Source organism: Aquitalea sp. USM4 (genome assembly GCF_004328945.1).
Classification (GTDB): Bacteria; Pseudomonadota; Gammaproteobacteria; order Burkholderiales; family Chromobacteriaceae; genus Aquitalea; species Aquitalea pelogenes.
Genome location: NZ_CP029539.1, coordinates 1,742,392 through 1,764,189 on the forward strand (window position 1 = coordinate 1,742,392; position 21,798 = coordinate 1,764,189).

16 protein-coding genes, 2 tRNA genes and 3 rRNA genes are annotated in these 21,798 nt (G+C 58.6%); 17 read left to right on the top strand and 4 right to left on the bottom strand.

Translation table 11 applies throughout. The annotated features are described in order from the left end of the window. The first annotated feature begins 348 nt into the window (after positions 1-348). The 16 genes from DKK66_RS08290 to DKK66_RS08365 all read left to right on the top strand — a co-directional run bounded on the left by DKK66_RS08290 (position 349) and on the right by DKK66_RS08365 (position 17,484). Positions 349-1,884, top strand: a 16S ribosomal RNA gene (locus DKK66_RS08290). A gap of 199 nt (positions 1,885-2,083) precedes the next feature. Further along, positions 2,084-2,160, top strand: a tRNA-Ile gene (locus DKK66_RS08295). A 157-nt stretch (positions 2,161-2,317) separates the two neighbouring features. After that, positions 2,318-2,393, top strand: a tRNA-Ala gene (locus DKK66_RS08300). 281 nt (positions 2,394-2,674) lie between these two features. Then, positions 2,675-5,561, top strand: a 23S ribosomal RNA gene (locus tag DKK66_RS08305). 224 nt (positions 5,562-5,785) lie between these two features. Beyond that, a 5S ribosomal RNA gene (rrf, locus tag DKK66_RS08310) occupies positions 5,786-5,900 on the top strand. The 16S, 23S and 5S rRNA genes sit together here with 2 tRNA genes alongside, the layout of an rRNA operon. A 234-nt stretch (positions 5,901-6,134) precedes the next feature. Next, positions 6,135-6,722 carry a GspH/FimT family pseudopilin gene (locus DKK66_RS08315; RefSeq protein WP_165494129.1) on the top strand — a complete coding sequence of 196 codons (588 nt, stop codon included), beginning with the start codon at positions 6,135-6,137 and terminating at the stop codon, positions 6,720-6,722. Between the two features lie 8 nt (positions 6,723-6,730). Continuing rightward, positions 6,731-7,210: a type IV pilus modification protein PilV gene (gene pilV, locus DKK66_RS08320; RefSeq protein WP_165494130.1), complete on the top strand. Its 480-nt coding sequence runs from the start codon at positions 6,731-6,733 to the stop codon at positions 7,208-7,210. Next, positions 7,207-8,271, top strand: a complete 1,065-nt coding sequence (locus tag DKK66_RS08325) for a PilW family protein (RefSeq protein WP_131360906.1) — start codon at positions 7,207-7,209, stop codon at positions 8,269-8,271. Before pilV ends, DKK66_RS08325 begins: the two co-directional genes overlap by 4 nt. Further along, positions 8,271-8,822 (top strand): PilX N-terminal domain-containing pilus assembly protein, encoded by a 552-nt coding sequence (locus tag DKK66_RS08330; RefSeq protein WP_131357074.1) that lies wholly within the window; start codon positions 8,271-8,273, stop codon positions 8,820-8,822. Before DKK66_RS08325 ends, DKK66_RS08330 begins: the two co-directional genes overlap by 1 nt. Positions 8,823-8,834: 12 nt before the next feature. Further along, positions 8,835-12,947, top strand: a complete 4,113-nt coding sequence (locus DKK66_RS08335) for a pilus assembly protein (RefSeq protein ID WP_165494131.1) — start codon at positions 8,835-8,837, stop codon at positions 12,945-12,947. An 8-nt stretch (positions 12,948-12,955) separates the two neighbouring features. Beyond that, positions 12,956-13,366, top strand: a complete 411-nt coding sequence (locus tag DKK66_RS08340) for a type IV pilin protein (RefSeq protein WP_045845874.1) — start codon at positions 12,956-12,958, stop codon at positions 13,364-13,366. 102 nt (positions 13,367-13,468) lie between these two features. After that, positions 13,469-13,969 carry a D-glycero-beta-D-manno-heptose 1-phosphate adenylyltransferase gene (gene rfaE2, locus DKK66_RS08345; RefSeq protein ID WP_062791484.1) on the top strand — a complete coding sequence of 167 codons (501 nt, stop codon included), beginning with the start codon at positions 13,469-13,471 and terminating at the stop codon, positions 13,967-13,969. Beyond that, a complete protein-coding gene (locus DKK66_RS08350; protein WP_045845847.1) occupies positions 13,966-14,934 on the top strand; it encodes a biotin--[acetyl-CoA-carboxylase] ligase in 969 nt (322 codons plus the stop codon). Before rfaE2 ends, DKK66_RS08350 begins: the two co-directional genes overlap by 4 nt. Continuing rightward, on the top strand, positions 14,931-15,647 hold the full coding sequence (locus DKK66_RS08355) for a type III pantothenate kinase (protein WP_131357083.1): 717 nt from the start codon (positions 14,931-14,933) through the stop codon (positions 15,645-15,647). Before DKK66_RS08350 ends, DKK66_RS08355 begins: the two co-directional genes overlap by 4 nt. Next, on the top strand, positions 15,644-16,513 hold the full coding sequence (locus DKK66_RS08360) for an SPOR domain-containing protein (RefSeq protein ID WP_131360908.1): 870 nt from the start codon (positions 15,644-15,646) through the stop codon (positions 16,511-16,513). The genes DKK66_RS08355 and DKK66_RS08360 overlap by 4 nt, the downstream gene beginning before the upstream one ends. Positions 16,514-16,695: 182 nt before the next feature. Further along, entirely contained in the window at positions 16,696-17,484 is a 789-nt protein-coding gene (locus tag DKK66_RS08365) for a YoaK family protein (RefSeq protein ID WP_082086342.1), read from the top strand. 4 nt (positions 17,485-17,488) lie between these two features. Here the strand turns inward: DKK66_RS08365 and DKK66_RS08370 are convergent, their stop codons facing one another. Further along, a complete protein-coding gene (locus DKK66_RS08370; RefSeq protein WP_131357086.1) occupies positions 17,489-18,484 on the bottom strand; it encodes a M48 family metallopeptidase in 996 nt (331 codons plus the stop codon). Between the two features lie 258 nt (positions 18,485-18,742). On the opposite strand from DKK66_RS08370, the gene DKK66_RS08375 reads away from it, so the two are divergent. After that, on the top strand, positions 18,743-19,876 hold the full coding sequence (locus tag DKK66_RS08375) for a hypothetical protein (protein WP_242673589.1): 1,134 nt from the start codon (positions 18,743-18,745) through the stop codon (positions 19,874-19,876). On the opposite strand, the gene DKK66_RS08380 is transcribed toward DKK66_RS08375, so the two are convergent. The 3 genes from DKK66_RS08380 to DKK66_RS08390 all read right to left on the bottom strand — a co-directional run bounded on the left by DKK66_RS08380 (position 19,877) and on the right by DKK66_RS08390 (position 21,798). Further along, the gene (locus tag DKK66_RS08380; protein WP_131357088.1) at positions 19,877-20,344 is read right to left on the bottom strand and encodes a GNAT family N-acetyltransferase; all 468 of its coding nucleotides are present in this window, start codon (positions 20,342-20,344) and stop codon (positions 19,877-19,879) included. An 81-nt stretch (positions 20,345-20,425) separates the two neighbouring features. Further along, complete coding sequence (cobS, locus tag DKK66_RS08385; protein WP_131357091.1) at positions 20,426-21,199, bottom strand: adenosylcobinamide-GDP ribazoletransferase; 774 nt, start codon at positions 21,197-21,199, stop codon at positions 20,426-20,428. Continuing rightward, positions 21,196-21,798 (bottom strand): histidine phosphatase family protein, encoded by a 603-nt coding sequence (locus tag DKK66_RS08390; protein WP_131357094.1) that lies wholly within the window; start codon positions 21,796-21,798, stop codon positions 21,196-21,198. The genes cobS and DKK66_RS08390 overlap by 4 nt, the downstream gene beginning before the upstream one ends.

Consider the following 21,798-nt stretch of genomic DNA (forward strand, 5'->3'; position numbering starts at 1 on the left):
CCGGTAGTCACCAGCAAATGGCGGGGCATCAGCATCGACATTCAATTTGTTTCAGTTTTTATTCTTTTTTGAATCAATGCCTTGCGATGAAATCTGTAAAAACAGCACATATTTTGAAAATAAGGTGTTGACGAGGTCAGGCCGCGGGCGTATAGTTCGCCTCCTCAGCAGACAACGCAGCGACGGAAACGAAACGCAGCGACCTGCACCGCTCTTTAAAAAACAGAATAACCGATAGGTGTGAGTGCTTGGCGAAAGCCACACTTGCACTGCGAGAGAAAAAGTAAACAGTCCAAGAAGTACTTGTTTATTCTTTGATCTTGCGTGCCAGAAATTTGCTATGAGATTGAACTGAAGAGTTTGATCCTGGCTCAGATTGAACGCTGGCGGCATGCTTTACACATGCAAGTCGAACGGTAACAGGGAGCTTGCTCCGCTGACGAGTGGCGAACGGGTGAGTAATGCGTCGGAACGTGCCGAGTAGTGGGGGATAACTATCCGAAAGGATAGCTAATACCGCATACGCTTTGAGAAGGAAAGCAGGGGATCTTAGGACCTTGCGCTATTCGAGCGGCCGACGTCTGATTAGCTAGTTGGTGAGGTAAAGGCTCACCAAGGCATCGATCAGTAGCGGGTCTGAGAGGATGATCCGCCACACTGGGACTGAGACACGGCCCAGACTCCTACGGGAGGCAGCAGTGGGGAATTTTGGACAATGGGCGCAAGCCTGATCCAGCCATGCCGCGTGTCTGAAGAAGGCCTTCGGGTTGTAAAGGACTTTTGTCAGGGAGGAAATTCCTAGCGCTAATATCGCTGGGGGATGACAGTACCTGAAGAATAAGCACCGGCTAACTACGTGCCAGCAGCCGCGGTAATACGTAGGGTGCAAGCGTTAATCGGAATTACTGGGCGTAAAGCGTGCGCAGGCGGTTGTGTAAGTCTGATGTGAAAGCCCCGGGCTTAACCTGGGAACTGCATTGGAGACTGCACAGCTAGAGTGCGTCAGAGGGGGGTAGAATTCCGCGTGTAGCAGTGAAATGCGTAGAGATGCGGAGGAATACCGATGGCGAAGGCAGCCCCCTGGGATGACACTGACGCTCATGCACGAAAGCGTGGGGAGCAAACAGGATTAGATACCCTGGTAGTCCACGCCCTAAACGATGTCAACTAGCTGTTGGGGGTTTGAATCCTTGGTAGCGTAGCTAACGCGAGAAGTTGACCGCCTGGGGAGTACGGCCGCAAGGTTAAAACTCAAAGGAATTGACGGGGACCCGCACAAGCGGTGGATGATGTGGATTAATTCGATGCAACGCGAAAAACCTTACCTGGTCTTGACATGTACAGAACTTTCCAGAGATGGATTGGTGCCCGAAAGGGAGCTGTAACACAGGTGCTGCATGGCTGTCGTCAGCTCGTGTCGTGAGATGTTGGGTTAAGTCCCGCAACGAGCGCAACCCTTGCCATTAGTTGCTACCATTCAGTTGAGCACTCTAATGGGACTGCCGGTGACAAACCGGAGGAAGGTGGGGATGACGTCAAGTCCTCATGGCCCTTATGACCAGGGCTTCACACGTCATACAATGGTCGGTACAGAGGGTAGCCAAGCCGCGAGGTGGAGCCAATCTCATAAAACCGATCGTAGTCCGGATCGCACTCTGCAACTCGAGTGCGTGAAGTCGGAATCGCTAGTAATCGCAGATCAGCATGCTGCGGTGAATACGTTCCCGGGTCTTGTACACACCGCCCGTCACACCATGGGAGTGAGTTTCACCAGAAGTGGGTAGGCTAACCGTAAGGAGGCCGCTTACCACGGTGGGATTCATGACTGGGGTGAAGTCGTAACAAGGTAGCCGTAGGGGAACCTGCGGCTGGATCACCTCCTTTCTAGAGAAGGCGATCGTCGAGTACTCACAACCTATCGGTTGTTCTGAAAGAGGGCAAAGCTTTCGATGAAAATCATCGTCACTCAGCGTTGCGAACCTCCTCGTGTACAAGAAGTACACGACGTCGGTCCACGCCTTGATTGACGCGATTTTGATCGAAAGAACATCGCAGACGCAAAACTGCGGTGTAAGCGTCAACTGGGTTTGTAGCTCAGCTGGTTAGAGCACTGTGTTGATAACGCAGGGGTCGAAGGTTCGAGTCCTTCCAGACCCACCAGTTTTTATCTGGGTGCTGTAGACAGCACTACGGATAATCCATTTTTGTTTCAGATGCTATCTGGGACAAAAAGATAAAGCCGAAAGACAAGGCGCAGCGCGACGACGTGTACATCATGTACACGAGGAGCGATGTAACGCGGTATTTCGGGTTTAGAGGGGGATTAGCTCAGTTGGGAGAGCACCTGCTTTGCAAGCAGGGGGTCGTCGGTTCGATCCCGTCATCCTCCACCACCACCTTACAGTGCAAACAAAAGCGCACACAGCATGATTGATTGCTGCGTGGATTTTTGTTTGCGTTGTGTAGACAATGCCCGATCTTTAACAAACTGAAGAAGCCGAATTAATTAGACGGCGAGATGAAACACCTGCAGTTAATTCTGCAAGTGGGACAAATCGTCATCTTGGGAATTTGATTGTATCTAATGTCATGTCGCCATACCAAAAGGGGCGGTGTGACATGTCGCACAAACACAATCCTGTCGGATTGGTAACTCAGGTTACTGAAATGATAGGGTCAAGCGACTAAGTGCATCTGGTGGATGCCTTGGCGATCACAGGCGATGAAGGACGTGTAAGCCTGCGAAAAGCGCGGGGGAGCTGGCAATAGAGCTTTGATCCCGCGATATCCGAATGGGGAAACCCACCCGCAAGGGTATCCCGTACTGAATACATAGGTACGTGGAAGCGAACCGAGTGAACTGAAACATCTAAGTAACTCGAGGAAAAGAAATCAACCGAGATTCCGTCAGTAGTGGCGAGCGAACGCGGAATAGCCTGTATGTGATAGAGATTGAGATAGTGGAAGGACCTGGAAATGTCCGCCATAGTGGGTGATAGCCCCGTACACGAAATTTCATTCTTGGTACTGAGCATACGAAAAGTAGGGCGGGACACGCGAAATCCTGTCTGAAGATGGGGGGACCATCCTCCAAGGCTAAATACTCGTGATCGACCGATAGTGAACCAGTACCGTGAGGGAAAGGCGAAAAGAACCCCGGGAGGGGAGTGAAATAGAACCTGAAACCGGATGCATACAAACAGTGGGAGCCTCGCAAGGGGTGACTGCGTACCTTTTGTATAATGGGTCAGCGACTTACGTTCAGTAGCAAGCTTAACCGCATAGGGGAGGCGTAGGGAAACCGAGTCCGAACAGGGCGTCTTAGTTGCTGGGCGTAGACCCGAAACCGAGTGATCTATCCATGGCCAGGATGAAGGTGCGGTAACACGCACTGGAGGTCCGAACCCACTAGTGTTGCAAAACTAGGGGATGAGCTGTGGATAGGGGTGAAAGGCTAAACAAACTCGGAGATAGCTGGTTCTCCCCGAAAACTATTTAGGTAGTGCCTCATGTATCACTTCCGGGGGTAAAGCACTGTTATGGCTAGGGGGTCATTGCGATTTACCAAACCATGGCAAACTCTGAATACCGGAAAGTGCGAGCATGGGAGACAGACGGTGGGTGCTAACGTCCATCGTCAAGAGGGAAACAACCCAGACCGCCAGCTAAGGTCCCAAATGATCAGTTAAGTGGTAAACGAAGTGGGAAGGCCCAGACAGCCAGGATGTTGGCTTAGAAGCAGCCATCATTTAAAGAAAGCGTAATAGCTCACTGGTCGAGTCGTCCTGCGCGGAAGATGTAACGGGGCTCAAACTGATAACCGAAGCTGCGGATTTGCACGTAAGTGCAGATGGTAGGGGAGCGTTCTGTAGGTCTGTGAAGGTGTCTCGTAAGGGATGCTGGAGATATCAGAAGTGCGAATGCTGACATGAGTAGCGATAAAGCGGGTGAAAAGCCCGCTCGCCGAAAGCCCAAGGTTTCCTACGCAACGTTCATCGGCGTAGGGTGAGTCGGCCCCTAAGGCGAGGCTGAAAAGCGTAGTCGATGGGAAACGGGTTAAAATTCCCGTACTTTTGTGTAGTGCGATGTGGGGACGGAGAAGGTTAGGTCAGCGGCCTGTTGGAATAGGTCGTTCAAGCCGGTAGGCGTGAAGGGTAGGCAAATCCGCCCTTCTTTAACGCCGAGAAGTGATAACGAGGGTCTACGGACCTGAAGTGACTGATACCACGCTTCCAGGAAAAGCCACTAAGCTTCAGCTACACAAGAACCGTACCGCAAACCGACACAGGTGGGCAGGATGAGAATTCTAAGGCGCTTGAGAGAACTCAGGAGAAGGAACTCGGCAAATTGATACCGTAACTTCGGGAGAAGGTATGCCTGTTGTGGTGAACACCCTGCGGTGGGAGCTACGACAGGTCGCAGAGAATCGGTGGCTGCGACTGTTTATCAAAAACACAGCACTGTGCCAACACGAAAGTGGACGTATACGGTGTGACGCCTGCCCGGTGCTGGAAGGTTAAGTGATGGGGTGCAAGCTCTTGATCGAAGCCCCAGTAAACGGCGGCCGTAACTATAACGGTCCTAAGGTAGCGAAATTCCTTGTCGGGTAAGTTCCGACCCGCACGAATGGCGTAACGATGGCCACACTGTCTCCTCCTGAGACTCAGCGAAGTTGAAGTGTTTGTGAAGATGCAATCTCCCCGCTGCTAGACGGAAAGACCCCGTGAACCTTTACTGTAGCTTTGCATTGGACTTTGAAGTGGTTTGTGTAGGATAGGTGGGAGGCTTTGAAGCAGGGACGCTAGTTCCTGTGGAGCCGACCTTGAAATACCACCCTGACCCCTTTGAGGTTCTAACCTTGGTCCGTTATCCGGATCGGGGACAGTGCATGGTAGGCAGTTTGACTGGGGCGGTCTCCTCCCAAAGTGTAACGGAGGAGTTCGAAGGTTACCTAGGTACGGTCGGAAATCGTGCTGATAGTGCAATGGCAAAAGGTAGCTTAACTGCGAGACCGACAAGTCGAGCAGGTGCGAAAGCAGGACATAGTGATCCGGTGGTTCTGAATGGAAGGGCCATCGCTCAACGGATAAAAGGTACTCCGGGGATAACAGGCTGATACCGCCCAAGAGTTCACATCGACGGCGGTGTTTGGCACCTCGATGTCGGCTCATCACATCCTGGGGCTGTAGCCGGTCCCAAGGGTATGGCTGTTCGCCATTTAAAGTGGTACGTGAGCTGGGTTCAAAACGTCGTGAGACAGTTTGGTCCCTATCTGCAGTGGGCGTTGGAAGTTTGACGGGGGCTGCTCCTAGTACGAGAGGACCGGAGTGGACGAACCTCTGGTGTACCGGTTGTCACGCCAGTGGCATTGCCGGGTAGCTAAGTTCGGAAGAGATAAGCGCTGAAAGCATCTAAGCGCGAAACTCGCCTGAAGATGAGACTTCCCTGAGGGCTAGACCCTCCTGAAGAGTCGTTCGAGACCAGGACGTTGATAGGTCGGGTGTGGAAGCGCTGTGAGGCGTTAAGCTAACCGATACTAATTGCTCGTGAGGCTTGATCCTATCATTTGAGTGGCTTGGGAAACCGAGACCGGATGGATAGTGAATGTGCGACGCGATCAAAGATCCAAGACTAATTAAGGCGGGAGTAGAGAGTGGGGAGTGGAGAGTAAAACCCTGCAACTGACGAACTACCCCCGAAACGGAGAGCAGAACAAGAGCGGGCAGAGACAACTCCCGACTCCCTACTCCCCACAAGGCTTCTTCAAGTTTGTTGACAGTTTATGTCTGGTGGCCATAGCGAGGTGGTCCCACGCCTTCCCATCCCGAACAGGACCGTGAAACGCCTTAGCGCCGATGATAGTGTGGCATTCGCCATGTGAAAGTAGGACACTGCCAGACTCCCCCTTCGAAGCCCAGCTCAAACGAGCTGGGCTTTGTGCTTTTGGGCAGCGGTAACGGCCATGCGTCATGCTGGCTGTCCTGACTCCTGTTACTGCCTTCCTGCTGCAGACCGTCCCTCCGCACAACGGATTCTTTTGCCCTCTGCGCGCCGCTGATCAGAAAAAAACTATCGTCTGTCGGAAAATTCTTTGCTGTTTTGCTGACGGTTTACGCTAATGGCGTAGAAATTTCTTGAGAATCGCCATGGCCGGGACGCGCTGCCTGCGTGGCTTTACCTTGATTGAGGTGGTGGTGGTGATGGCGGTGTTTGCCATTTTGCTGACCATTGCCCTGCCGTCGATGTCGCAGTTTGTGACGGAGAACCGGATCAAGCAAGCTGCCACCGATTTCGACATGACCTTGCTGAATGCACGCAGCAACGCCATGCGCATGGGTGTGCCTGTGGTGGTGTGCGCTTCCACCGGGGCCACCAGCAATAATGTCCCGAGTTGTGACGCATCCAGCTGGAGTTCCGGCTGGGTATCCTTTGTTGACTATCAGCGTACCGGTAGCCCGACGGCTTCCGGGGTGCTGGTAGTGCATGGTTCGATTCCGTCTTCCTTGTATGTCACCGTGACCCCGAGTGCGACCACGGCCTTCCAGTATCTGCCCGGTGGCCAGTTGCAATTGCAGGCCAGCGGTTCTGGCGGATCGGCAGCCACAACCACCACCAAGATTGCCATTTGTGATGTGACAGGCAAGAGTTCGACCATGGCGCAACAGGTCAACATCCTGGCCAATGGCCGTCCGCAGCGCCTGAACCTGGGGACCTGTCCATGAACCGTCCCATGCCAGGAAATATCCGGCATGAGGCCGGGGTGACCATGATCGAGGTGCTGGTCGTACTGGTGATTGTGGCTATTGGCTTGCTGGGCGTTGCCGCCTTGCAGCTGAATAATCTGCGCTATTCCAGCATGAGCAGTGGGCGTCAGCAGGCGGCACTGGTGGCCGAGCAGCTGGCAGACCGTATCCGGGCCAATGCGGCGGCGGACTACTCCACTGCATCCGGCAGTTACAGCGGTAATTGTTATGCGGCTTCCGGCAATTGTCCGTCCACCACGCCGGCCAATCGTGCGGCCTTCGATCTGGCCGAGATGCAGGCCATTGCTGCCAGCAGTGGCCTGAGCAGCCCGGCATTGGCAGTCAGCAAGGTGTCCAGTGGCGGTGTGACATTCGGTTATCAGGTGACGGTGAGCTGGCAGGAGCGGGCAACCAGTGTGGCTTCGCAGACCGCGACCGCGTCCATGTCGGTATTGGTGAAACCATGAGCAAGCATCCTGTGTCCGCATTGCATGGTGGTGGCCGTTTTCAGGCGGGCTTCACCATGCTGGAGTTGATGGTGTCGGTGACCATCAGCTTTTTCATCCTGCTGGCCGTGACCAATATCTTTATTGCCAACCAGCAGACCCTGGCTGCGCAGTCGGGTAATGCGCTGATGACAGATAACGGCCGCATTGGCCTGGCGGTGATTGGCCGTCTGTTGAAGCAGTCGGGTTATTGTGATGAAGCGGCATATAGCAACACCAATGCCAGTGGTAACTGGGTGGTGCCCTGTAATCACATCAATTCTGCCGCTGCATCGGGTAGTGCCGGGTCGGATGGTTTCAGCCAGATCAGCCTGAGTGCATCGGCTGCGGTGAGTATTGCCAGTGGCACCAGCAGTTTTACCCTGAGCAATGGCAATAGCACCAGCCTGAGTGCCATGGGGCAGAAGAGCGATGAATTGACCATCAGCTACATCACCGGCCCGCAGGCTTCTTCCAATACCGCCATGCCGGATTGTCTGGGTAATCCGTCGCCGGCGGCCAGCAATGTGATTGTGACCAACCGCTTCTACATCAAGGTTCAGGGTGTGGGGACCGGCAGTAGTCCGCAGGTGGTGCGACCGCAGCTGATGTGTGATGTCAGCTGGACCGACATCAATGGCAACGCCCTGTCCAGCGCGCTGACCAGCAGTCTGGTTTCATCGGGCATTGTGGCGGAGAACATCGAACGAATCGGTGTGCTGCTGGGTGTGGACAGTGCCAGCGATGGTCAGCCCGACTATTACACGCCGCCCAGCGCTTCCATCAGCATGAACAAGGTGTATGCGGTGCGTGTGGTACTGCTGGCCAGGCAGGACCCGGTTTACAACCAGGCGCGGGCCGAGGCTTTTGGTGGTGCCACCTTCAATATGTTCGGTAGCAATTACGGTGCAACGGTGTCGTCCAGCGACAACTCCTGGGTGGCACCGCTGGCCTCGGGCACGGTGGCGTGCAGTGCCAGCAATCCGTGCTGGGCGCGTCGCCTGTATGACTCCACCTTTGTCTTGCGCAACAGGATGTCGTGATGCGAGCGCTTCCAATCAATCCTGCGCAACGCGGGGCCGCCCTCCTGGTGGTGCTGGTGCTGCTGGTGGCCATGATGCTGATCGGCCTCACTGCGTTTTATTCGTCCAAGCAAGAGGAACGATTGGCGCGCGCCGGGCGTGATGGCCTGCTGGCGCGGGAGGCCGCGGAGGCGGCCTTGCGCTATGCCGAGGGGCAGATTGCCAGTGGCGTGATCAGCGGCAACCTGGGTTTCAACAGCTGTCCCAATAGCGCATCCACCGGGCTGTGTTCCAACTATGCCAGTGGGCCGATGAGTGTTTTGTTGGCCTCTACTGCGATTTCCACCTCGCCCACTACGGTGGCTACGGTGCCCAGCAGTGCCTGGAATGGCGGCAGCCTGGGCAGTTTCAGCTTGCAAGCCCCGCGCTATGCCATTGAAGCCATTCCGGATCAGGCGCCGGGCAGTGATGCGAGCACGGAAAGTTATCTGTACCGGATTACCGCCTGGGGTTTTGGTTTCAACAGCAATATCGTGACGGTGACCGAGTCGGTTTACCGCCCGTCGAAGTAAATGGAGTCGGCAATGAAAACCAGATTTGGCATGTTGGGAATGTTGCTGTGGGCTTGCTGCCTGTCGCTGGCGCAGGCTGCTTCGGCGGTGTCCATCGGTTCCCTGCCGCTGGCCGGTATCGGCTCTTCCTATGGCCCGAACGTGATGTTTGCCCTGTCGGTGGAATTTCCGACCGCAGGTTCGGCATTCAATACCAAGACATCCATCAGCAGCGTGGCGGGCCTGGATGTTTCCGGTGTGGGTAATACCCCGTTTCTGGGATATTTTGATTATGCCAAGTGCTACAAATACAGCGGGTCGGGATCGACCGGCTATTTTTCGCCCTATGCCAGCGCCACGCTGACATCGGTCACGTATAACTCCACTGTTTACAAGATTTATACCTGTGATGGCACGGCCTGGAGCGGCAATTTGCTGAACTGGGCCACCATGACGGCGATTGATATTTTCCGTGCCACCCTGACCGGCGGTAACCGCGCGCTGGGAACCGGGGGCTGGTCATCGGGCAGCACCACAGCATCAACGCTGGTGAGTGATTATTCTGCCGGCGACTCCACCACCACCACCTATTTGCGCCGTGCTGCCGTGGTGCCCGGTCAGAACCAGAGCTATAACCTTACCGGCAAGGCAGTATCCGGCCTGACGGTAAGCGGTACCAATTATCTGGCCAAGGTCACGCCATATGCCAGTACCTATACCAATGTGTGGTTCAGCAACGGCCCCAATTACGGTAGCGGCTCTCATCCGTGGAGTGTGTCCATTTATCGGGCCAGCAGTAATAGCCAACCCAGCACCCCTTATGAAATTGATAACGCCATTGCCAAAGTATGTGTCAGCGGCATGGTGGAAACCGGCAGCACCACGCCTTACACCTGCAAGCAATATGGCAGCAATTACAAGCCGGAAGGGCTGATTCAGTCCAATGGCAGCAAGATGCGTTTTGGTGCTGCCAGTTATCTGGTGAACACCCAATACACCCAGGATGGTGGCGCCTTGCGAGCACGTCTGAAATACCCGGGTATTTCCCAGGCAGTGACGGGTGGATCCGGCAGCAGTTACACGCTGGGCGCCGAGTGGAACAGCGATGGGACTTTCGTGGTGAATCCGGATGCCAACGACGCCGTTGCACATACCATTACCTCCACCGATACCTCAACAACCTATGGCAGCACCCTGGCGGTGTCCAATAGCGGGGTAGTCAATTACCTGAACAAGTTTGGCGATACCATCACCAGCAATATCGGTTACAAGCAATACGACCCTGCCGCCCATCTGTACTATGCCGCGTTGCGCTATTTCCGCAATTACGGCAATTACTCCACCTTTACCAGTTCGCTCAGTTCCAATACCAGCTGGCAAGGTGGCTTTCCGGCTATTACCGACTGGGATGATCCCATCCTGAATTCCTGCCAGAAAAACTTCATCATTTATATTGGTGACACCAATACGCACAATGATATTGATGTGCCCGGTTCCAGCTGGTCCGGCGCTTCCGTGCCGACCGACGATACCGCTTTCAACGTGACGACCTGGACCAAGAACCTGGGCACGGATGAGGGCATGACCGGCACCCAATACCAGACGGTGAATACCGGTTCCACCAACTCGCCACCGTATATCGCCGGCATGGCCTGGTGGGCGAATACCAACAATATCCGTACCAAGTCCGGGGACAGCAAAACGGCCAGTGTCAGCTCCTTCATGATTGATGTGGTGGAGGGCGGTAACTACAAAGGGGTTGGTAACTCTCCATGCTCCTCCAATTGGAGTTCCAATGTCTGCAATGCCTTCTTCATGGCGGCAAAATATGGCGGATTTACCGACTCCAATGCCAATAGCTGGCCAGATCTTCCCAAGGAGTGGGCGTCGGCGGCCAGTAGCAGCACATCCACTACCGGTACCAGCTCCATTTCGGTGTTCCCCAGCCCGGCCACCGGTTATACCGGCACACCCACCAACTATGCCCCGGCCAATAATCCGGCTGCCATGGTGAGTGCGCTTACCAATGCGCTCAGTACAGTGTCCGGTGCTGCCAATGCATCGCAGGCAGGCCTGGCGGGTTCCTTCGCTGGCAGCAAGGTGTATACCGGTAGTTATATCTTCCAGCCGGCATTCAACTCCACCGACTGGAGTGGGGATCTGATTGCCAGCACCCTGTCGACGACGACCAGCAGTAGCGGAAATATCAGCGTGACTGCCACGACGGCATGGCAGGCCAAGCAGACACTGGAAACCCAGCTGAACAACAGTGTGAGCTCGCGTAATGTATTGACTTACGACTACACCACCATGAGCGGTGCCGCATTCAACACGACCTGGTATTCCGCTCTCAGCACCAAGACCGATGTTCCGACCGGTACCACCAGTTTCCAGTACACCGGGCTGAATACCGGTGGTTACGGTACTTACCGGGTGAATTACCTGCGCGGTGACAAAACCCAGGAGGGCAGCTCCGCTTCGCCACAGTTCCGCACTCGCAACTACCGCATGGGCGATGTGGTGCATTCCACGCCGGTGTCCATTCCCACGCCGACGGCGGATCCGAGCGGTTGTTCCTACGATGCGAATCTGTCCAGTCCGGCAACGGACCGGGCGACCATTTTTGCCCGGCCGGCCGCAGTGGCCGTAGCCGCCAACGATGGCTTCCTGCACATTTTCAACGCCACCTACGGTAGCAGCAGTGTGGGTAATGAACTGGCGGCGTTCCTCCCTGCCAGCATTTACCCCAGCCTGCCCAATCTGAGTTCCACCACGTACGCGCACCAGTACTTCAATGACGGCTCGCCACTCTACAAGGATGTGTGCTTCCTTTATGGCAGTAATGGTTCGGCATTGGCCAGCCCGGAAGCCCGTTCGGTGGTGGTGGGGACGACCGGGGCGGGTGGCAGCAGCGTGTATGCACTGGATGTCACCCATGTGGACAGCCTGGGCAGCAGCAATGTGCTGTGGGAGTTCTCGGCCAAGGATGATGCCAAGCTGGGCTATACCATTGGCAGTCCTGTCATCACCAAACTGACCAATGGCCGGCCGGCAGTGATATTCGGCAATGGCTACAACCAGAGCAGCGGCACCACGGCCTCGCTGTTCGTGCTGTATCTGGACAAGCAGCCCGGTACAGCCTGGACAAAGGGCAGTAATTATTTCCGTATCGACCTGCCCACTCCCACCTTGCTCACTACTTCGCCCAATGGCTTGTCCGCGCCGGGCATCATCATCAGTAATGGTGCGGTGAAAACAGCTTATGCCGGAGACCTGAACGGCAATTTGTGGAAGTTTGACCTGTCATCCACTACGCCGGGCAACTGGACGGCACCGACTGCGCCGTTGTTTACCGCCTGCACTGGCGCATCCACCGGCCAGACCAGTGGCACCCAGTGCACCGCCAGCACGCTACAGCCGATCACATCTGGTGTTGCCGTGACGCGCGATCCACTGCGTGGCTACATGGTTTATTTCGGCACCGGCCAGTATCTGTCGGGTAATGACCTGATCCAGAACAATACCCAGACCCTGTACGGCATCCGCGACGATGGCACCTTGTCCGGCAAGACCACCATTTCGGCCAACCTGCTCGCGCAAAGCATTGGATCGCAGGTCACCACCAGTACCAATAACGGTAATACACTCACCTATTACTCGGTGAGCAACGCGACCACGTCGACCATTTCTGCCTGCTCAGGTGCAAGCAATTATCTACCTTACGGTTGTAATGGCTGGTATCTGCCGATGACGGCTACCGGCTTTACCAATGCCCGGGTGGTGACCACGCCCACCTTGTACCAGAATACGCTGGCTAACTTTACCGCCGTCATTCCATCGTCCAGCAGTGTGTGCGGCAGTGGTGGGAGTACGGCACAGCTTGGTCTTAACTATGCTACCGGGGCGGGTACCACTTCGGCCATTTACGACACATCAGGTAATGGCATGATGAATAGTGCGGACCTGGCTGGCAATGTAATGGTGATGAACGGGATTGCTCCCGGAGGGCAATTGACGGTTTATATCAATGGCCAGTACTACAAATGCACTGTGGGCTCCTCTGGCACCATGACATGTGTTGCGATTCCCAACTACAGCACCATGTATGGCCGCCTGTCCTGGCGGGAAATCATTCAATCCTGGTGAGCAAGAACATGACGGATAAAAACAGCGGTTTTACCTTGATCGAAATGATGATCACCGTGGCCATCGTCGGCATTCTGGCGGCGATTGCCCTGCCTTCCTATCGCAACTACATCATTCGTGGCCACCGTAGCGAGGCGGAAACCGTGATGTTACAAGTGGCGCAGGAGCAGGAGCGTTACTACACCATGAACAACCAGTACAACATCGGTGCCACCCAGGTCAGCCCGCTGGGGGCCACCGGCACCTCCATCCTGTACAACATCACCGTGGCCAGCGGCACGGCCCCGGCCGGTTTCCAGGTGAATGCGGTGCCGGCCAACAGCCAGTCTCCCGAGAGCCAGTGCGGCACGCTGACGCTGGATTCATTGGGCAACAAAGGGTCTAGCGGCACCTATTCCACCGCCGATTGCTGGAAGTAGGGCCGCCGCCGCATTCCGGCGCATTGTTTCTGTGTCGGCATGCAGCCTGAGGGCGTGACTACCGTATAATGTCGGCCAGTCACGCTCCTTACAGGCCTTGCCATGTCCTACCCCACACCTGCATTCGAAGACAAGATCTGCCCGCCGGAACAACTGGCACAGCGACTGGCGGCATTGCCGCGTCCCATCGTGTTCACCAATGGCTGTTTCGACATCCTGCATCGCGGTCATGTCACCTACCTGGCACAGGCCCGGGCGCTGGGTGCCAGCCTGGTGCTGGGGCTGAATACCGATGCCTCGGTCAAGCGTCAGGGCAAGGGCGAGGACCGGCCCATCAATAACGAGCAGAACCGGGCCGCCGTGCTGGCCGCGCTGGAAAGCATCAGCCTGGTGACCTGGTTTGACAGTGACACCCCGGCCGAGCTGATCGAGCTGGTCAAGCCGGATGTGCTGGTCAAGGGCGGCGACTGGGCGGTGGACAAGATTGTCGGCAGCGCTGAAACCCTGGCCCGTGGCGGCCAGGTGCATTCCATTCCCTTCCTGTTTGCCACCTCCACCACGCAAACCATCAACAAGATCCGCGCAGCCGAGGATCAGGCGTGAGCGAACATGCATTTGCCGTACTGCGCCAGCTCAGCGATGGCCGCTTCCACTCCGGTGCCGACATCGCCCGCGAGCTGGGCTGTTCGCGCACACTGATCTGGCAGGCGGTGCATGCCATCGAACAGGAATTCGGCCTGACGGTATTCAGCGTGCGTGGCCAGGGCTACAAGCTGGCCGAGCCGTTCGAGTGGCTGGACGTTGCCCGCGTGCGCGAGGCGCTGACCTCCCCCGCAGCGGAAACCTTCACGCTGGCGGTGACCGAACGTACCGACTCCACCAACAGCCAGCTGATGGCGCGGGCGGCCAGCGGCGGCCTGCACGGCCTGGTGCTGGCGGCAGAAATGCAGACCGCAGGCCGTGGCCGACTGGGGCGACGCTGGCAAAACCGGCTGGGCGCAGGGCTGACCTTCTCGCTGCTGTGGCGCTTTGACCGCGGGCTGGCCGAACTGGCCGGCCTGTCGCTGGCGGTGGGCCTGGCGCTGGCGCGTGCCCTGCACCGGCTGGCCGTGCCGGTGCAACTCAAATGGCCCAATGATGTGCTGCTCAATGGCCGCAAGCTGGCGGGCATCCTGATCGAGCTATCAGGCGATGCGCTGGGGCCGGCTGCGGTGGTCATCGGCATCGGCCTGAATATCGACAACCCCGGCGCAGTGGATCAGCCGGTGGCCTCGCTGGCCGAAGCGGGCATCCAGCTGGGGCGCAACCAGTTGCTGGCTGCCTTGCTCAGCGAACTGGCCGTGGTACTGGATACCTTCAACCGCGAAGGCTTTGCTGCTTTCCGCGAAGACTGGATTCGCTGCTCCAGCCACGAAAACGCACCGGTGCGGCTGAGTTTTTCCCATGGCGAACCGGTGGACGGCATTGCCCGAGGCGTAGCGGAAAACGGTGCGCTGCAAGTGGAAATGGCAGATGGCAGCCTGCGTATCTTCCATGCCGGTGAAGTCAGCCTGCGGAGCCGCGCATGAAGCTGCTGCTGGATGCAGGCAACAGCCGCCTGAAATGGGGCGTACATGATGGCGAATGCTGGCAGGCACAAGGTGCGGTCAGTCATGAGCAGATTGCACAGCTGGCCACGCAATGGGCTGCCTGGCCGGTAGACAGCGTTTACGCCGCATCAGTGGCCCGTCCGGCGGTGGCCGATGCCATCACCCAGGCCGCCCCCTGTCCGGTGCAATGGGTGCGCTCTGCAGCCAGCTTTGCCGATGTGCGCAATCACTACCGCAATCCCGCCGAGCAGGGCGCTGACCGCTGGCTGGCGGTGCTGGCAGCCCGCAGCCTGTGTGCCGGTGATGTGGTGGTGGCCTGTGCCGGTACGGCACTGACGGTGGAAGCCCTTAGTGCAGAAGGCGATTATCTGGGCGGAATGATTTTGCCCGGTCAGGCGCTGATGCTGCGCAGCCTGGCGCAGGGAACCGCCCAGCTGGACCGCATTGCAGGCCAGGTGACAGCCTTCCCGCAAGGCACTGAAGACGCGCTGGCCAGTGGTGTGCTGGCAGCCCAGTGTGGTGCCATCGAGCGCATGTGCCAGCAGCTGGCTGTGCATACCGGGCGCACCGGGCCGCAGCTGCTGCTGACCGGTGGCGATGCCGCCTCCATTGCTGCGCAACTCGCCGTCCCGGCGACGATCGTGGATAATCTCGTGCTGATGGGACTCTTGAGAGTAGCGTGCGAATCATGAAGTGGTTTCTGGTACTGATTGTGGTGCTGAATCTGGCGGTGGCCGGTTATGGCAGCTTCAAGCAACGCCCGCCGGCGGACGTGCATGCGCAGGAAATCAGCCCGGAGCAGGTCAAGCTGTTACCGGCCGACTGGCAGCCGGCCTCCGCCCCGGCCGGTGAGGCCAGTGCGCCGCTGAAGGTGTTGGCATCCATGCCGCAAACCGAAGCGCTGAAGCCGGAAGACCTCAGCAAGGCTGCGTCGCAGCCGGTGGCCGCCAAACCGGCCAAGGCTGAGGCATCGGCAGCCACCGCCAAGGCTGAAGCAAAGAACCTGCCGCCAGCCAAGCCGGTGGAAAAGCCCGCCGGGAAAACGGCTGAAAAACCCAAGACCGAAGCCATCAAGGCCGAGCCGAGCAAGGCATTGGCCTGCTACGACTGGGGCACGCTGGATGCCAGGCTGCTGACCCGGGTGAAGGGTGGTTTGCCCGGCCTCAAGCTCAAGCCCGAGCAACTGGTGGAAAGCAGCAAGGGCGAGGCCAAGGGCAATGGCAAGTTCTGGGTCTATCACCCGCCGCTGGCTACGCAGTCTGAAACCCAGACGCTGTCTGCCGAATTGAAAGACAAGGGTTTTGACAATTACATCGTGCACAGCGCGGAATTCAAGGGCAGCGTATCGCTTGGCCTGTTCGGCCAGGAGTCTGCTGCCAAGGCCATGCAGGCAAGGGTGAAAGCCGCAGGCTTTGACAAGGTGGCCATCGAGCAGAAAGGGCAGAAGTCTGCCGCGACGGTGCTCAGCTTCAAGGCGCTGGAGCCGCAGCAGGCCGAGCGTCTGCAAGCGCTGCAAAAGCGTCTCACACCTGGGATTGCCTTGCAGCCTTGCCATTAATCGCGGCGGTCAAGACGGTGTGCTGTTGCCGACCTAAGCGGTACTGACGAAGCAGGGCGCAACGCCAAAGCATTGCGCTGCCGCAAGCGCGCTGGCAATCAGGCTTGTCAGCAGGGGCTTGCAGGATGGATGATGAACGGCAATGGCGGTTGTCCCGCCTTGCCGTTTTTTCATGGTTCGCTATGTCCCGACGTTCAAGCAATATCACCCGCCTGCTGGACCGTGGCGCGTTCAACGACCGCGTCCTGCGTCAGCTGGGCGGCTCAATGGCCTTTATTGCCGGCGCGCTCAATGCCGGTGGTTTCCTGGCGGTGCAGCGTTACACCTCGCATGTATCCGGGGTGGTGTCCGGCATGGCCGACGACCTGGCTCTGGGTGAAGTCCGCCTGTCGCTGTCCATGCTGATCATGCTGCTGTGCTTCATTGGCGGTGCCATGCACTCCACCTGGCTGATCCTGTGGGCCAGACGCCAGCGCCTGCGCGGTGGCTATGGGGTGTCGATGATGGAAGAGGCCGGTTTCCTGCTGCTGTTTGGCGTGCTGGGGGCCGGGCTGGCCAGCCACAAGGGCTTGTTCACGCCTCCCACCGTGATGCTGCTGTGTTTCATCATGGGCATGCACAACACCATTGTCACCAAGCTGTCCGGCGGCCTGCTGCGCTCCACCCACATGACCGGCATTGCCACCGATATCGGTATCGAACTGACCAAGATGAGTTACTACAACCATCTGCACAGCCCCAAGATCAAAGACATCAAATCCAACCGCAGCCGGCTGTGGGTATACAGCATGATTCTGACGGCCTTCTTCCTGGGCGGTGTGGTGGGTGCGCTGGGTTTCAAGCATCTGGGCTATGCCTTTACCCTGCCGCTGGCCTTGCTGCTGTTTGCGCTGGGCTTGCGCCCGGTGTGGTACGACATGCGCTTGCGCTGGCGCTGGTGGCAGCATCACCACGATTTGCGTCAGCCCTGAGTCCTCAGCCAGCCTGCGCCGCGCAGTGGCTGGCCGTGTCTGCCTGGCGGTTGCCGGGGTGGGCGGCCAGCAGGGCGGCGGCGCTATGGTCCGGCCCGTCCAGCCGCACGAGCAAGGCATCACGCGCGCACAGGCTTTGTGTACCCAGCAGGCGACTGGCATAGGCGTCGGCCTCGGCCTCAAAGTCGGCCGGATATTTCATGTCCGCCAGCAGAATGGGTGCCACGGCCAGCAGGGTCGAGCGGTCGCCACCAAACAGATTGACTGCCAGCGACACGCCACCGGAGCGGATCAGGCCGCGCAAGCCATGCCGCGCCTCGATATGGCCCACCGCATGGGCCAGCATGGCCTGCATTTCCAGCGGGCTTTTGCTATTGCGTACCAGCTGGTCGGTGACAATGATTTGCCCGCCGGGCAAGGGGATGATGTCCGGACCCAGCTCGCGCGCATCCACCAGCTGCAAGTGATAACGATAGGGGCTGTTGCCCGGCACCAGCTGCTGCAATTGCTGTTGCAGTGCTTGCTGACGGCTGTCCGGCAAGCGGGAAGGGCGCAACGTGCTGGTTTTCTCCAGCAGGCCCAGGGTGGCGCTGGCCATCGCCTGTTCCACCGCTGGCGGGGTGCGGCGTGCCGCTTCGCTGGCAAGCCAGGGCAGGCCGTTGCGGTAGCCAAACCAGCAGGCCAGCAGCAACAACAGCAAGCCAGCCAGCCGCAGCTGCGGCCAGCAGCGCCGCAGGCCCTCCAGCAGGCGCGCGGCCAGTGGCAGGTGGCCGGTCAGTTGCTGGCATTGATAGGCGCTGGCCACTTCGATAATGCCGCCGTCCGGCAATTGCAGCCGGTCTGGCCGACCGGCCCGTCCGGGGTGAAAACTGACCTCCCGTGCCGGATAGCGATGCGTGTGCACCCCGTCGGTGAACACCAGATGATGGACATTGCGTTGCAGCATCACGGCTTTGCCGATCTGGCTGCGACCATCCAGATAATTGCCTGGCAGACTCATGGCAGATGAATCCTGTTGCGTGCAACCCGCGAACGGGTGGCCGGCTGGTAAAGGGCTGTGTGTTGTTCTCTTTCCTAATCTGTAGCGCAAGCCGACTGCTTTGGCAACGGTGCGCTCACGCCGGGCAGGCCTTGTCCGCCGCTATGGGCAGCTTGCGGTCTCTGCCAGCTTGCATGCTGCCTGCAGGCTATCGTTTTCTGTGCTGTACTGACAGCATTGTGCCGCTGTGGCACGGTGTGCTTGAAGAAGGGGGTAAGGATGATGCGCAAGCTGGGTGGGTTACTGTTGCTGACACTGGCGCACGGTGTGCTGGCGGCACCGCAGTTATTGCAAGGCAAGGTGGGACAGGCTGCGGTGGTGATGGAGCTGGACATTGCCAAGGACGGTGCGGTGGAGGGGCGCTATTTCTATCGCAAGCATCACCGCGATATCGCCCTCACCGGCAAGCAGCAGGCTGATGGCAGCCTGCAACTGGGTGAAAACCTGCAATACGACGAACAGCGCAATGATATTACCCTGCGCCCGCAAAACGGTGGCTGGGTGGGGGAGTGGCATGGTCCCAAGGCTGCCAAGCCGGTGCCGGTCAGCCTGAGTGCCTATCCTCAGGCGCAGTGGCCGGCCAGTAGCGATAGCGCGCTCAATCCGGTGCGCCAGCGTTCCGGCTACGACTATGCCCGCATGGTGGACTTGCCACTCAAGGCCGGCAAGCGCGAGCGGGTGCAGGGTTATACCCTGCAATGGTGGGACGAGCCGGTCAGCAAGATCCGCCTGTTCCGCGTGGTGGATGGTTATCCACAGGCCAGCCTGCAGCGCATCAACCAGTTGCTGGCCGAGCGGCAGTGGCAGGAAGTCGCCAGTTATTTTGACTGCCAGCTGGGCGGCGCACGGACTGCCGGGGCCGACTTCGAACAAACCGTGACGCCGCGTCTGCTGGGTAGCAAGCTGCTGAGTGTCAGTATTTTCACCAGCTATTACTGTGGTGGCGCGCATCCTGATTTTGCTGATAATCCGCTGACGCTGGAGGTAGCCAGCGGCAAGCCGCTGCAACTTGAAGACCTGCTATGGGCAGGCAAGGGCAAACCGCAACTGGCGCGTAAGGCCAGTGGCGAGCGGGCTGACTATCAGTACGAGGAGAAGGTACTGGCGCCCTGGCTGGTGAGCACCATGACGCGGCTGTATCCGGCACAAACCAAGCCGGGCAAGGAGGACGAGTGCGATTACCGCGACCCGCAGGTGTGGCAGTTTGTCAGCTGGTATGCCACGCCGCAGGGGCTGACGCTGGGGCCGTCTTTCGCCCGCGTGGCGCGTGCTTGCGAATATCCGGAATGGAGTGTGCTGCCATGGAGTGTGGTCAAGCAGCATCCGGGTGCGCGGCCCGACCTGCTGCCCTGATCAGGCCGCCTGGTCTGCCTTGGGCTGGGCGCGGTGGCCACGCAGCCAGCGCCCTTCTGCTGCACCGCGCTGCCATTCCATATAGCGTTCCCCGTGTTGCAAGGGCGTAAAACCCAGCTGGCGGTAAAAGCCGCCGGCATCACGCGAAACCAGCAAGAAACGGCGTAACTGTTGCAATTGCGGATGATCCTGTGCGGCGCGGATCATCGCCTGTCCCACGCCCTGACCGCGCCAGTCGGGCAGCACGAAGACATCAGACAGATAGGCAAAGCTGGCGTAATCGGTAATCACCCGGGCAAAGCCGATCTGCCGCTGCTGCTGATAGGCGGCAATGATCAAGGAATGCTGGATGGCGCGTTCCAGCAGCGCAGCATCCATGCCGCTGGCCCAGTGCGCCTGGGTGGTGAGGAATTGCAGGATCATGGCGCGGTCCAGCCGTGCCGGGTCGTGCGAGATGTCCAGTTGCATGCGCGCTCCTCCCTCAAGGTGGATGCGGGCAAGTATCCGGCGCTTACATCACCACACCGTGACGGCAGGATGACAAGTCTTTTACCACGACCCCGGCTGGTGTAGCGGCAGCAGCAACAGGCCCAGCAGCAGGATTTCACACACTTCGATGCCTGCGCCCAGGCAGTCGCCGGTCATGCCACCCAGCTTGCGCTTGAGCCAGCCGCGCCACAGCAAGGCGGCCAGTGGTGCCAGCAGCAAAGCCGGGGCCAGCCACAGCGACAGACCCAGCAAGGCCAGCAGGCCGATGACCTGTGCCCGCCATTGCGGCTGCCAGGCAAAGCGTTCACCGCTGCCGGGTGCCAGTGCAGGCAGGGTGGCCGACCAGAACAGGGCAAACAGCCGCGCCCAGGCCGGTAACAGCAGCAGGCCGGGTAGCTGCTGTGGCTGACTGGCCAGCAACATCAGCAGCACCAGTTTGCTGACGATGGCGCAAATCAGCGCAATCACGCCAAAGCTGCCCACGTGCGGGTCTTTCAGTACCTCGAAAAAGCGCTCGCGCGAGCGATGGGCGGCGCCCATGGCATCGCTCAGGTCGGCCAGGCCGTCCAGATGCAGGCCGCCGGTAATGCCTATCCACAGCAACAGGCCGGCCAGTGCCCCCAGCCAGGAGTCGTGCAGGCTGCCCAGCCACACACCCAGCCACAGCAGGCTGCCCAGCAACAGGCCGACCGGCGCAAACCAGCAGGCGCTGGCTGCCAGCCATTCCGGGTGGAAGCTGCGCAGCTGCGGTGTAGGCAGACGGGTGAGGAACTGGATGGCCAGAATCAGGCTTTGCCACCAGCGGGCGCGAGGGGCGGCTGTCGGCTGGCTCATGCTTCGCCGGGGCTTTCCAGATGCATCAGATAGGCCGGGTGGCCTTCCAGAATGGACAGCTGGGCAAAGCCGCCGCGCTGCACGGTCATCAGCTTGGCCACGTCGAATTCGGTGCCCAGCAGCTCGGCCAACAGGGCGGTAATCACCCCGCCATGGCATACCAGTACCCGGTGGCTGCCACGCGCGGTCTGAATCCATTCGCTGAATCCGCTCAGCACCCGGGTGCGGAAGACTTCATAGCTTTCCCCGCCGGGCGGAATCAGTTCGCCCGCCGCCACGCGGCTGCCCCAGTCCGGATGCTGACCGGACAGCACCGCGCGCGACATGCCGTCCCAGTCGCCAAAATCGAATTCGGCAAAGCGTTCGTCCACCTTCAGCGGCAAGGAGCCATGCAGGGCCTGATGCACGGCAAACTCGCGACAGCGTTGCAGCGGCGAGGTAGCCATGCTGGTGACCGGTGCCAGCTGGTTCAGCCGTTGCCAGCTGCGGCTCATCTGCTCGCAGCCCAGCTCATTCAGTGGCAGGTCGGTGCGGCCGATCAGGCGGCCGTCGTGGTCGATTTCGCCGTGGCGCAGCAAGGTGAGCGTATAGGGGTTCAT